The sequence below is a fragment of the Lysobacter sp. CA196 genome (assembly GCF_052078695.1).
Lineage (GTDB): Bacteria > Pseudomonadota > Gammaproteobacteria > Xanthomonadales > Xanthomonadaceae > Lysobacter.
The window spans coordinates 19517-32511 of record NZ_JBQJIN010000010.1 but is presented as its reverse complement, the minus strand read 5'-3'; the positions used below and the strand labels follow the sequence as shown (position 1 = coordinate 32511).

General features: G+C 68.8%; 7 protein-coding genes. 5 read left to right on the top strand and 2 right to left on the bottom strand.

Annotation, left to right across the window (positions count from 1 at the left end):
* Positions 1 to 229 precede the first annotated feature (229 nt).
* Genes ACTOWK_RS11195 through ACTOWK_RS11180 form a run of 4 tightly spaced genes read left to right on the top strand, consistent with a single transcriptional unit; the run spans position 230 to position 6335 of the window.
* Positions 230 to 1372 carry an AAA family ATPase gene (locus ACTOWK_RS11195; protein ID WP_441330252.1) on the top strand — a complete coding sequence of 381 codons (1143 nt, stop codon included), beginning with the start codon at positions 230 to 232 and terminating at the stop codon, positions 1370 to 1372.
* Positions 1369 to 1785, top strand: coding sequence for a bpX5 domain-containing protein (locus tag ACTOWK_RS11190; protein ID WP_441330251.1), 417 nt, complete (start codon positions 1369 to 1371; stop codon positions 1783 to 1785). The genes ACTOWK_RS11195 and ACTOWK_RS11190 overlap by 4 nt, the downstream gene beginning before the upstream one ends.
* A gap of 4 nt (positions 1786 to 1789) precedes the next feature.
* Positions 1790 to 3610: a hypothetical protein gene (locus ACTOWK_RS11185; protein WP_441330250.1), complete on the top strand. Its 1821-nt coding sequence runs from the start codon at positions 1790 to 1792 to the stop codon at positions 3608 to 3610.
* Complete coding sequence (locus ACTOWK_RS11180; protein ID WP_441330249.1) at positions 3603 to 6335, top strand: bpX6 domain-containing protein; 2733 nt, start codon at positions 3603 to 3605, stop codon at positions 6333 to 6335. Before ACTOWK_RS11185 ends, ACTOWK_RS11180 begins: the two co-directional genes overlap by 8 nt.
* 118 nt (positions 6336 to 6453) lie before the next feature.
* Here the strand turns inward: ACTOWK_RS11180 and ACTOWK_RS11175 are convergent, their stop codons facing one another.
* Positions 6454 to 8469, bottom strand: a complete 2016-nt coding sequence (locus ACTOWK_RS11175; RefSeq protein ID WP_441330248.1) for a M13 family metallopeptidase — start codon at positions 8467 to 8469, stop codon at positions 6454 to 6456.
* Between the two features lie 371 nt (positions 8470 to 8840).
* Positions 8841 to 10949: a M13 family metallopeptidase gene (locus tag ACTOWK_RS11170; protein WP_441330247.1), complete on the bottom strand. Its 2109-nt coding sequence runs from the start codon at positions 10947 to 10949 to the stop codon at positions 8841 to 8843.
* Between the two features lie 350 nt (positions 10950 to 11299).
* Between ACTOWK_RS11170 and ACTOWK_RS11165 the strand changes: the two genes are divergently transcribed.
* A complete protein-coding gene (locus ACTOWK_RS11165) occupies positions 11300 to 12673 on the top strand; it encodes an MBL fold metallo-hydrolase (RefSeq protein WP_441330246.1) in 1374 nt (457 codons plus the stop codon).
* Positions 12674 to 12995: the final 322 nt, after the last annotated feature.

Genomic DNA, 12995 nt, shown 5'->3' with positions numbered 1-12995 from the left:
GTGGCGGCATATAGCGTAAAGAAAAACCGCGCAGGATAGGTCCGCGATCTCGACCGTACCGCGGTGCCGGTTGCGGTTCGAGGAGTGCTGCGCCTACAGTGCGAACTGTGGCGCAGGTCCGTTTCCGGGCCGCGAACCACGCCCCGTCAGCAAGCCCGCCGCCGCAGGACCGCGCGCCGCCAGTGCGCCGTCCGCCGGTGGCGACGCCAAGGATCCAGGCCGTCCGTCGATGACTTTTTCGCCCGAACCTTCCGCCGCAGAGCAGGCCGCGGCCCGCGTCCGCGATGCCGTCCATTCCGCCACGACCGGCCTGGTCGAGCGCGAGCAACTCGCCGAGCTGATCGTGCTCGCCGCGGTCGCCCAGGAACATTTGCTGATCATCGGCCCGCCCGGCACCGCCAAGAGCGCGGTGGTGCGGCGCGTCGCCGCCGCGCTCGGCGGGCGTTACTTCGAATACTTGCTCGGGCGCTTCACCGAGCCGGCCGAGTTGTTCGGCCCGGTCGATCTTCGCCGGCTGCGCGAGGGCGTGGTCGAGACCGACGTCACCGGCATGTTGCCGGAGGCGGAAGTCGCTTTCCTCGACGAGGTCTTCCTTGGTTCGACCGCGATCCTCAACACCTTGCTCGGCGTGCTCAACGAGCGCCGCTTCCGTCGTGGCCATACCCAGCTCGACTGCCCGCTGCGGGTCTGCGTGGGCGCCGCGAACGCTCTGCCCGACGACGAGTCGCTGGCGGCGTTCGCCGACCGTTTCCTGTTGCATCTGTTCGTCGAGCCGGTGCCGGACCACCAACTCGAAGCGCTGCTCGAAGGCGGTTGGCAGTCCGAGCGCGCCGCGGTCGAGCACCGCACCGAGCTGGCCGACATCGACCTGCTGAGCCGGCGCGTGCCGCAGGTGAGCATGGGCCCGGCGCGCGGCTTGCTGGCCGATGCGATCCGCCGATTGCGCAGCGCCGGCCTGAGCCTGTCGGACCGACGCATCGTCAAGGTCCAACGCCTGATCGCCGCGGCGACGGTGCTTGCAGGCCGCGATACCGCGACCGCCGCCGACCTGTGGCCGCTGTTCTACGTGATGCCGACCCGCGAGGCCCAGGCCGCGGCCCAGGACGCCTTGCGCGATTCGCTGTCGGCGGCGGCCAACCCGACCCTGCGCGCCGCGGTCGAACACGCGGTGCTGCAGCCGGTGTCGCGCGCCGCGCGGCTGATCGAAGCCGCACGCAGCTGCCTGCACGCCGCGGCCGACGCGCCGGGCTCGGCGACCATCGCCGAAGCCTTGTTGCGCGAGATCGACGCCAACTTCGACCCGCATTCGATTCCGCCCGAGCTCGCCGCCGAACGCGCGCGGCTGGTCGAACGGGTCGCCGCGCCGACATGAAGTGGCGCTGGCGGGCACAGGCCGACCCGCCCGCGCCGCAAGGCGCGATCGGGATCGGCGCGGCGGCGCAGGGCTTGCTCGACGCGCTCGCGCGCATCGAGGCGCGCAAGCGCGAGGCGCTGATGCTGACCGCGAACGCCGATGCCGTCATCGTCACCGGAGCCGGCGATGCGCTGCCGTGGAGCGACGGCGTGGCCTATATCGCGCCGTGCCAGGAGGCGCCAGCATTGTGGCTGCCGACCACGCAACGCCCGGACTTGCCGCTGGACCTGCTGCTGCGCGCGGTCGCGCGCCGGCATCGGCAATCGCCCTTGCTGCTGTGGCCCGAGCCGATGCAGATCGTGCCGCTGCATCGGGCGCTGCCGGCGAGCGACGAGCTGATCGCGCAGATCCGCGCGCATTGGCGGAGCTGAGCCGATGCGCGTACCCGAGGCGCTGAAACCCTGGCGGCCGTGGCTGGACTGGTTCGATGCCGACATCGTCGACCTGCTCGGCGAGCTGCTGCTGCGCCTGCACCCGATGCTCGGCGCGTTCCGGATGCGCGCCCAGCACGGCGTGGCCGAGCCCGAGGGCATCGACGATCTGCGCCGGCGCGGCCACTACGAACGCCTGTTGTTGAGCGAGTGGGCGCTGGCCGACGAGGTGCCGGAAGAATTCGACCGCCGCGCCGCCGGCGGCGAGCATCTGTTCCTGTCGCCGAAACTGGTCGCGCGCGAAGCCGACGCGCTGACCGCCGCTGTGTTCGACACCGGCCCGGGCCAACTCGGTGCGCCGCGCCTGGTGCACGTGGCGATGTGGATCTTGCTGGCCGAGCGCGCGCAGGCGGCGAAGGCGCGCTTCGCCTGGGGCGTGCTCGGCGCGCCCGGGGTACTGCATCCGGCCGATGCGCCGGAACGGCTCAAGCAATTGTTGCAGGCGCGCAGCCTGGTGCCGGGCGGCGAGGGCAATGCACAGGACGCACGCGATCGACACGAACGCGAATGGCGGTGTGCGCTCGACGACGCCGATCCGAGCCCGGGCGAGCGCTGGTCGATCGGTGCGCATGCAGCCGGTTATGGCCTAGGACACCGGGTCGATGTCGCGCGCGCAGCCGAACAGCAGCTCGCGGTGACCATCGCCTCGCGTCAGGCACGGCGCGAACTGCGCCTGTCGCTGCCGCCGCCGGAGCGTTCGAGCGCCTTGCTGCGCGGCGAATTCGAGCGGGTTGCGGTGTCGCGCCTGACCGAGGTGACGACCGGCGCACACGGCGGCGGCAAGTTGTCGCTGAAGCAGCCACCGTTGATCTCCTGCGGCGGCCGCTACCTCGCCGTGCCGCTCGCCGGCGAAAACGCCGCCAACGTCTATCGTTTGCCGTCGAACGAGGCGATGCGCTTGCAGGCGCCGAAGACCGCGCGCTGGGGCAAAGGCAAGTCGCTGCTCGCCGCGACCCTCAATGAGCGTCATTTCGCGGGAGTGATTGCGCAAGAGGAATGGCTGGAAGGCTGGCAGCTCGATGGCATGAGCAGGATGCCGCTGCCGCCGCCCGGGGATCTCGATGTCACCACCGGCAAGGCGCGTCTGTTGCCTTGTGTCTGGTTGAAACAGGGCTCCGGCCATCGGCGTTTGTTGCTGCTTTCCGGTCAACGCAAGCTGCTGTCGTGGACGTTGCAGAGGTCCGGCCCGAGCGCGTGCGAGGTCGTGGCCGAGCAAGTCTTGGCGATCGCGCGGACCAGTGTCGCGCAGGTGGTGTACTTGCGCTGCCATGATGGCCACCTGCATCTGCACTCGAGTCTTCACGCCGAGGCTCTGGATTGCGCTGCGTTCCAAGGCCAAGCCCGTAGCGCTTTCCTGAGCGGCCGCTGTTCTCTCGACAGCTGGCAGGGCGGCTGCTGCGTCGAGCAGGTCGTCGGCGGGCACGGCGGCGAACGCTCCAGCATCTGGCGGGTCTTCATGCGCACCGCCGAGCGCCCGTTTACCGAGCACGAAATCGTCCTGCCGGCCGACTGGAAAGTGGTCGGGCTGGGCCAGCCCGACGGCGACGACATCGGTTTGATCGCCTTGCGTCCGGACCGCAAGGCGCTGCTGCGCATCGGTGCGCAAGAGCGCTCGGTGCTGTACGAATCGCCGAGTCCGATCAGTACGGTCAGCGTCGCCGTCGACGCCGACCTGATCGCCTTGGTCGACCTGCAAGGCCGTTTGGTGGTGCTGCGCGACGGCGCGCGAAAGATGCTCGTCTACACAGGGGGAGACGATGGCTGAAACGAATAACAAGGCGGGCGAGGGGGCCGATGCGACGGTCCGCTACCCGGTCTGGCGCGGCTGGCAGCCGGTGGCGGGGCTGTGGTTCGGCGCCGACTGGCTGGCGCCGGAACGGCGCGCCGAACGCATTCTGCACGCGTGGACGATGGGCTGCCGCGCCTGGCGTTTCGACGACGGCGACGTGCTCTGCTTCGAGCAAGCGCGGCCGATGCAATGCAGGCAAGCGCCCGGCGTGCCTTTGTGCCGCATCGGCGCACACGGCCTGTACGCGGGGCCGTTGACCGCCGACGAGCTCGCCGCGCTGGCGCCGGCCGACGTGCAACTGGTGGTCGGCGGGCGCTTGCAGCCGCTGCATTTCGCTCAAGCGCAGGCGCTGGACCCTTCGTTGGTCATCGACATCGACGACTACGCCCTGCACGACACTTATGACGGCCGCCTCAGCCTGCGTGCGCCGCGCCACGACCGGCTCGCCGGCAAGCGCGTGCGCGAAGTGCTGAGCGACCGCATTCCACCGCCGAGCAAGGAGCAGGGCGAGTTCCTGCGGCGTGCGCGCGGCGGTGCAGTCGGCGAGGTGCCGCCGAGCTTGCGCGAACGCGTCACCGGCGGACGCGACGGCATGGCCGATTGGCTGTTGCGGCGTTTTCCGGGTTTGTCGGGCGAGCCGGCACCCTCGCGCAGCGGCACGCAAGCGCGCAACGGCGCCGCCGGCACCCTGCGTGCACGCGCGGCGCCGCGCGCGCCGCAACCGTGGCGACAGGCCCTGGTGCGTTTCGCGATGGCGAGCCGCGCCTCGAAACTGATCGGCATGCGCCAGGGCGCCTACCTGCGCCGGATGATGGCGCAGTTCGAAAAAGGCGATCTCGGCGAGGCGCTGCGCAATGCCTTGCCGATCGACGGCCGCGGCGACTCGCTGGGCCAGGCCTTCGGCACGCCGGGCCGACGCGGCGACCTCAGCCTCGGCGGCGAGCGCCAGGCCGCGACCGACATCGGTCTCGGCGATTACGAGCGCGAGCATCTGCGCAAACTCTATCGCCAGGCCTTCGACAAACTCGACCGCCAGGGCCGGGTCGACGAAGCCGTGTTCGTGCTCGCCGAGCTGCTCAACGCACGTCAGGAAGCGTTGGATTATCTGGTCCGCCACCAGCGCCATGCGCAGGCGGCCGAACTCGCGCTGGGCTGGGACATGCCGGCGGAAACCATCATCCGCTTGCTGATGCTGTCCGGCGACAGCGCGCGCGCGATCCTGGTCGCGCGCCGCGACAATGCCTTCGCCGCGGCCATCGCGATGTTGGAAAAAGACCACCCCGAACACGCCGGCAGGCTGCGTCGCGAGTGGGGCCAGGCGCTGGTCGAGCGGGGCCAATGGCTGGCCGCGGTCGACGCGGTCTGGCCCGCCCCGGAGCTGCGCGAGCAGGCCGGTCGCTGGTTGCTCGCGGCCGAAGCGGCCGGCGACGAATTGTCGGCGCGCGCGCTGGTGCAACGCGCCAGCCTGCTGCCCGACACGATCGAACACTACGCCGAACGCATCGCGACCCTGGCCGACCCGGCCTCGCCGCCGTTGCCGCGCGCGGCAATGGCCGAAGCCTTGCTCGCCAGCCAGGACAAGGGCAAGGGCAAGGCCGTGCGCATGCTGGCCACCCGTGTGTTGCCGGCGCTCGCGGCCGACCGCGCCGCCTGCGCGAACGCCCTCGACCGCCCGCAATTGGAGCGCTTGCTGAAGTTGTCCGGCGACCCCTGGCTGCGCGCCGATCTGCCGGCGTGGGACGTGCCGGCGATGGCCGGGCGCAGACTGTGGGAGAGCCAGGACGAGCAACGCTGGCAGGCGCCTGCGGCCGGGTTGCACACCGCGCACGATATCGTCGCCATCGGCGAGGGCCGTTATCTCGCCGCGCTCGGCGAAGCCGGCGTCGCGATGATCGATCGCCACGGCCGCAGCATCCGCCGTTACGCGGTGCCGGCCTACAAACTGGCGATCGCCGACAGCCTGCAGGTCGCGCTGGCGATCGCGCCGCGCGAGGCGGTGTCGCGTATCGCCCGCCTCGACCTCGCCCATCACGAGATCGTCGACCTCGGGGTGATGCCGATCCAGTTCGCGGCCGATCGCTACGACGGCATCGCCTGGTCGCTGGTGTCGAACGACCGCCTGCTGGTGGTCGACGCGGCGCGGCCCTCGCTCGACGTGTTGTGGAGCGTCAGCGAGCCCAACAGCCGGGTGATCGCGGCGGAGTATTTCGCCGCCGACGAGTTGTTCCTGATCCAGGACGTGCGCGGCGCGAGTTGCTGGCATTACCGGCTACCGCGGCGTGCGTTGCGCTCGCGCGATGCGGTGCCCGAGAGCCTCGAACAACGCCTGCGTCTGCACCCGATCACCGGCGCGCAATTGCTGGACGTTTCGGCCGACGAGGACGGCATGTTGTTGGCGTATTCGTGGGCGAACCATCGGCGCAGCCTGCGCTTGCCGGCGCACGGGCTGGGCAAGCTGCGCGACTGCAGCATCAAGTCGCTCGCCAACGGCTTTCTGGTCGGTTTGTACGGCGAAGAGGCGATGCGCTTCCACCTGGTCCGCTTCAACGACGCGGCCTCGCTCGCGGCGATCGATTGGCCCTACGGCGCGGCGGTGTCGATGCGCGAACAGGACGGTCGCTTGCTGCTGTACGACGACCAGGGCCGGGTCTTGGACATCGACACCCAGCGCACGCAGGTGCACGCACTGTCCTTGCTCTGAGCTTGCGCGGTGGAGGCAGGCAACGAAAAAGCCCGGCTTGCGCCGGGCTTTTCGTTATCGCTATGCGTCGCTGCGATCAGCTCGCTGCGATCGACTTGCGTTGATCAGCCCGCTTGAATCAGGGAAACACCTTGATCTGCTGATCGGGCTTGCGCTGCATCGCAGTGCCGGCCTTGCAGCCGAAGGTCTCGCCGAACGCGGCCAGGTTCGACAGCGGCACGTTGGTACGCCACTGGCCCGGGGCGTGGATGCCGGCGGCCGAACGCTGCGCGGCGACTTCCGGGCTCAACTGCTGCGCCCACAGGCCGGCCCAGGCGCGGAAGAAGGCCTGGTTGGCGTCCTTGGTCGCCGCCGGCGAGGCGGCGCGGAACGCCGACCACGCCAGTTCGACGCCGGCCTGGTCGGCGATGGCGACTTCGCGGACCTGGTTGCCGTTGACCTTGACCCCGCTGAGGCCCGGATAGGGCTCGGCGCTGTACTGCGTGGCGACGCGGCTGGCCAGCGAGTCCCAGGCCGAGACTTCGGCCGGGGTCCACCAGTCGCGCACTTCCTGCTTGGCGTTGACGTAGCGGCCGCGGCTGTCGAAGCCGTGGGTCAGCTCGGCGCCGACCAGGGCGCCGTAGGAACCGTACTGCGCGGCCTCGGGCTTGCTCAGGTCGAGGACCGGCGCCTGCAGCATCGCCGCGGTCACGATCAGACGGTTCTGGGCGATGTCGTAGGCCAGCGACGGCTCCTGCGGCAGCACGTCCCAGCGACGGTCGGCGTTGCCGCGGCCGATCCGCTTCATTTCCTCGCGGTGGCGCCAGGTCGAGGCGATCAGCATGTTGCTGCCGAAGCTGCCGCGGCCCATCGGCTGCACGCTGTAGTCGAGATCGCGCTTGGGCGTGCCGACTTCGATCTTGAGCTTGCCGAGCTTGGCGCGCGCTTCCTGCTTGACCGCGTCGCTGAAGCGGGTGTCGGCGTCGATGGCCTTGCCCACGGCGTCGCGCAGCTGGGCGGCGATCTGTTCGGCGCGCGCATCGGTCGCGGCCGGCAGATAGCGCGCGGCGTATTCGTGGCCGACCATCGGGCCGGCGGCGAGGGTGATCGCGTCGAGCACGGCCTGCTGGCGCGGCGCCGGTGCGGCCTGGCCGCGCAGCACGCGGCCGCGGAATTCGAACTCGGCGTCGCGGAACGGCTTGGCCAGGTACGGCGCCATCGAATCGCCGACGCGCCAGCGCAGATAGGTCTTCCACTGGTCGGGCTTGAGGCTGCCGAGCAGCTTGTCGAGTTCGGCGAACAACTGCGGGTTGGCCAGCGAGACGCTGTCGTCGGTGACGCCCTGGGCCTTGAGGAAGGCATCCAGCTGCAGGTTCTTGTACTGCTTGGCCAGGGTCGCGACCGCGACCGGGGCGTAGTTGGCGCGCGGGTCGCGCAGGTCCGGCAGCGACTTGGAGGCGCGGGCGATGCGGGTTTCCAGATCGATCACGAACAGCGACTCGGCCGCCAGCTTGTCCTTGGACGTGCCGGTCAGGGTCAGGATCTTCTGCACGTAGTTGTTGTAGTGGCCGAGCAGCTGGCGGGTATCGGCGTCGCTACGCGTGTAATAGGCCGGGTCGGGCAGGCCGAGGCCGCCCTGGCTGAAATAGCCGATGTGGCGTTCCAGGTCCTGCAGGTCGATGTCGGCGCCGAAGTTGAAGGCGACCGGGATGCCGACCTGGTGCAGCGCGGCGATCGAGGCCGGGATTTCCTTGGCCTTCTTGATCGCGTTGATGCGGCCCAGCAGCGGAGCGATCGGCTGCGAGCCGTCGCGTTCGACCGCGGCCTCGTCCAGGCCGCTGGCCCAGAAGTCGCCGAGCAGCTTCTGCACGTTGCCCTGCGGCGCGGTCATCGCGCTGTTGAGCAGTTCCAACTGCTGCTTGCGCGCATTGGCGGCAAGGGTTTCGAGCGAGGACACCGAACCGGCGCCGGACAAGGGATTGCTGCGCAGCCAGTCGGCGTTGGCGCTGGCGTAGAAGTCGCTGCAGGCCGATGCGGCGGCGGGCGCCTTCGGCTTGGCGGCCGCCTTCTTCTTGGCGGCATCGGCGTTCGGCGAGGCCAGACCGGCGATCAGGCTGAGGGCGAGGGCGCAGGCAAGCGGGCGTAGGGTCGACATCGCGTATTCCATCCTGGGGATGCGGGAGTTTAACAACAGCCCCGGGGGCGGCGATGAACGGGTTTGGCGGTTGGGGGACGGGGAGGGGACAGATTCGCCAGGCTCTCAGCCCAACCAGGGCCCCGGCCCGAACGCATGGCGTTCGGGCGTTCGCGAACGCGCGAGCCAGTGGCTCGCAAGCGGCGTTCGCTCACCCCGCAAGCGGGAGAGGGCGCGTAAAAGCGAGCTCTTGTTGTTCCTTCTCCCGCTGGCGGGAGAAGGTGGCCGCAGGCCGGATGAGGGCGCAGCGGGAATAGAAAAGGCCCGGGAAACCCGGGCCTTTCGTTCCACTGCTTGGCTGCGGCGCGGCCCGGGGGCCGCGCCGCGATGGATCACCAGATCACGACCTGCTTGTCGCCCTCGCGGACCATCGGCTGGCCCGGCTTGCACGAGAACGCCGCGGCGAAGGCCGGCAGGTTCGACGGCGCACCGATCGCGCGGAAGTTGGCCAGGGCGTGCTCGTCGGTCTGCAGACGCACCTTCATTTCCTCGGCGGTGAAGTTGCGGCGCCACACGGTGCCCCAGTTGAGGAAGAAGCGCTGGTCGCGGGTGAAACCGTCGGTCTTCGGGTCCGGGGTGTCGCCGGCGGCCTTCTTCATCGCGTCGTAGGCGGTGGCGAGGCCACCGAGGTCGGCGATGTTCTCGCCGAGCGTGTGCTTGCCGTTGACGTGCTGGCCGGGTGCGGCTTCATAGCCGTTGAACTGCTGGATCAGCTTGTCGGTGAGGCCGGAGAACGCCTTGGCGTCGCTCGGCGCCCACCACACTTCCATGTTGCCGGTCGGCCCGAAACGCGAACCCTGGTCGTCGTAGCCGTGGGTCATCTCGTGGCCGATCACCGCGCCGATGCCGCCGTAGTTGGTGGCGTCGTCGGCCTTCGGATCGAAGAACGGCGGCTGCAGGATCGCGGCCGGGAACACGATCTCGTTCTGCAACGGGTTGTAGTAGGCATTGACCATCTGCGGCGGCATGCCCCATTCGGTCTTGTCGACCGGCTTGCCGACCTTGCCCAGGTTCCACTTGTAGTTGAACTCGTTGGCCGCCTTGATGTTGGCGTAGTAGCTGTCGCGGCTGGTGGCCAGGCCGTTCCAGTCGCGCCACTTGTCCGGGTAACCGATCTTGGGCGTGAAGCTGGCCCACTTCTCGATCGCCTTCTTCTTGGTGTCGGCGCTCATCCAGGTCAGGTTTTCGATGCGAACCTTGAGGGCCTCGCTGAGGTTCTTGACCAGGGTCTGCATGCGCTCCTTGGATTCCGGAGTGAAGGCGACCTTGACGTACATCTGGCCCAGCGCTTCGCCGGCCTGGCCTTCGATGGTGTCGAGCACGCGCTTGCCGCGTTCCTTCAGTTCCTTCTGGCCGCGCAGGGTCTTGCTGTAGAAGTTGAAGTTCTCTTCGACGAAAGCGTCCGACAGATACGGCGAGGCGCCGTCGATGGCGTGGAAGCGCAGGTAGGCCTTCCACTGCTCGGCCGGGACTTCGCCGATCATCTTGCTGACTTCCTGGTGGAAGGCCGGCACGGCGAGCGAGAACATCTTCGGCAGGGCCACGCCCTGCGATTCGAAGAACTTGGTCCAGGAGAAATTCGGGGTCAGCTTGTCGGCGTCGGCCGGGCTGACCGGGTTGTAGTACAGCGAGACGTCGCGCGACAGGTCTTCGCGCGACTTCGAGGCCTTGGCCAGGCGGGTCTCGAACGAGATCACGTCCTTGGCCTGCTTGGCGGCGTCGGCCGCCGGGGTGCCGCCGAGTTCGAGCACCTTGGCGATGTGGGCCTCGTACGCGGCGAGCTTGTCCTTGTGCTTGGCGTCGGAGTAGTACGGCGTGTCCGGCAGGCCCAGGCCGCCCTGCGAGGCGTAGGCGATGTTGTTGGCCGAATCCTTGAAGTCGGCTTCGGCGCCGAAGCCGAACAGCGGGTTGTCGCCGGTGGCGGCGGACGTGCGCAGGTAGTCGGAGATCTTCTCGGCGCTGTCGAGCGTGTCGATCTTGGCCAGGTCGCCCTTCAGCGGTTCCAGGCCCTGGGCGTTGATCTTGGCCGCGTCCATGCCGGTCGACCACAGGTCGCCGACGATCTTCTCCACGCCGCTGGCCTTGCTGTCGGCCGCCGCCTGTTCGGCGATCTGGCGCTGCACCGCGGTGGAACGCTCATCGAGCATTTCGAACGCGCCCCACGAGGTGCGGTCGCCCGGGATGGCGTTGGCGGCGAGCCACTTGCCGTTGACGTATCCGCCGAAGTCGGTGCAGGCGTCCTTGGCGGTGTCCAGGTCGGCGACGACGAAACGGTTGACCGGCGGCAGCTTGCTCTCGTCGAGCGTCAGCGCGCTGGTTTCGGCCGGCTTGTCGGCGGCGGCCGGCGCGGTCGGGGCAGGGGTTTCCTGCTTGCCGCAGGCGGCCACGACCGTGGCGATGGCGAGGGACAACAGCAGGACTTGCGGTTTTTTGAAGGTCACAGCGGACTCCAGCCGGAGAGGCGTTGGCGAAATACGAATCGGGAGTGTGGCGGATTTCGGAGCGGCTCGGCTCGGTCTTTCCCGGATCACGGGCGGACGATAGTCCCGTTCCGGGGCCGGGAAAGGTGTCGAAGGTCATGTGGGGTGGCGCGAATCCGTTCAGTTTTGCCCGGTGTGCGCAGCCGCTGCGCCGAGTTCAGCGGTTCGCGCCGCAGCGGCTTGCCGCGTCGAGGCACGGCCGCCCGGCGGCGCGCCGGACTCGCCCGCAGGCGTGGGCGCAGACCTTCGCGGGGGCCGTGCTAGCGTGCGGCTTTGTCGATCGAGACCGGCGCACCGGCGGAGTTCATTGCATGCGAGTCCATTTCCACGGCGCGGCCGGCGAAGTCACCGGTTCCCTGCACGAGGTCGAGGCCGGCGGCCATCGCATCTTGCTCGACTGCGGCATGATCCAGGGCAGCCCCGAAGCGGAACGGCGCAACTTCGATCCCTTCGCGTTCGAGGTCGCCGCGCTCGACGCGCTGGTGATCAGCCACGCCCACATCGATCACATCGGCCGCGTGCCCTTGCTGGTGCGGCGCGGTTTCCGCGGGCCGATCTACGCCCAGGCCGCGACCGCCGAGTTGATGCGGATCATGCTGCTGGACTCGGCGTCGATCGCCGAGAGCGAAGCCGAGCGCAGCAACCGCCGGCGCGCGCAGGGCCAAGCCGAGGCCTTGCCGCTGTACACGCGCGAAGACGTCGAGGCGACCATGCAACGCGTCGAGCCGTTGCCCTACGACAGTCGCCGCAGCATCCTGCCGGGCGTCGAAATCGAGTTCCGCGAGGCCGGCCATATCCTCGGTTCGTCGGTGGTCGAGTTGCGCGCCGAAGGACGCACCTTGGTGTTTTCCGGCGATATCGGGCCGAAGGGCACGCCGATCCTGCGCGACCCCGCGCCGATCGCGCAGGCCGACCTGGTGCTGATGGAATCGACTTACGGCGACCGCCTGCACAAGGACCGCGCCGAAACCATCCTCGAACTCGGCCGCATCCTCGAACGGGCCTGGAACGACGGCGGCAATGTATTGATCCCCGCGTTCGCGGTCGGCCGCAGCCAGGAGCTGTTGTACTGGTTCGCCAAGTACTGGGACGAGTGGAACCTGTCGCGCTGGCAGATCTTTCTCGACAGCCCGATGGCGGCCAAGGTGGTCGCGGTCTACGACCGCCACGCCGAATTGTTCGACGAAGACGCGCTGCGGGTGTGGAAGGAAAAACCCAACCCGTTCCAGTTGCCGAACCTGCGCCTGACCGCGAGCGCCGAGGAGTCGATGGCGATCAACCGCATCGAACGCGGCGCCATCGTCATCGCCGGTTCCGGCATGGCCAATGCCGGGCGCATCCTGCATCACTTCAAGCACAACCTCGGCAAGCCGCAGACCCATGTCGTATTCGTCGGCTACCAGGCCGAAGGCACGATCGGCCGGCGCCTGGTCGACGGCGCGCAATGGGTGCGCATCCACGGCAAGGACGTCCGCGCCAACGCCCAGCGCCACACCATCGGCGGGCTGTCGGCGCACACCGACCAGAAAGGCCTGATCGAGTGGTACGGCCAGATCGCCGGCCATCCGGCGTTGGCCTTGGTCCACGGCGAAGACAAGGCGCGCGAAGCGCTGGCCGGCGAGATCGGCGAGCGTTTCGGGGTCGAGGTGCAGCTGGCGCGGCCGGGGATGACGTTGGAAGTGTGAAGGCGCCAAGGTCTTCCATTCACCGGGCGCCTGCTTGCCATGCGGCCTTGAGTTTCGATGACCCCGCGCGGAATGGCTCATACCGATGTCCGTCGTTCGATGTCTCCAGCCGATTACCCACATCTGACGCTGTGCGTCAGTGATCTGCCCTGCACGTCAAAGATGTGGGTCCCGGCCAGGCCAAATAGGACGTATTGACTGAGGTTCGCCCCTGGCACGATATTTGTGACGGTGTTCGCATAATATGGGGTCGGCCAAGAAGAGGCCGGTTGCCCCGGGGTTGGGGAGATATCGTCACGATGGCCCTGGCGTGGTGAAGGTT

Excerpts from the sequence above, each read along its gene's own strand:
- ACTOWK_RS11165 (WP_441330246.1), top strand. The coding sequence starts at position 11,300 with ATGCGAGTCCATTTCCACGGCGCGGCCGGCGAAGTCACCGGTTCCCTG.
- ACTOWK_RS11175 (WP_441330248.1), bottom strand. The coding sequence starts at position 8,469 with ATGTCGACCCTACGCCCGCTTGCCTGCGCCCTCGCCCTCAGCCTGATC.
- ACTOWK_RS11185 (WP_441330250.1), top strand. The coding sequence starts at position 1,790 with ATGCGCGTACCCGAGGCGCTGAAACCCTGGCGGCCGTGGCTGGACTGG.
- ACTOWK_RS11195 (WP_441330252.1), top strand. The coding sequence starts at position 230 with ATGACTTTTTCGCCCGAACCTTCCGCCGCAGAGCAGGCCGCGGCCCGC.
- ACTOWK_RS11190 (WP_441330251.1), top strand. The coding sequence starts at position 1,369 with ATGAAGTGGCGCTGGCGGGCACAGGCCGACCCGCCCGCGCCGCAAGGC.
- ACTOWK_RS11180 (WP_441330249.1), top strand. The coding sequence starts at position 3,603 with ATGGCTGAAACGAATAACAAGGCGGGCGAGGGGGCCGATGCGACGGTC.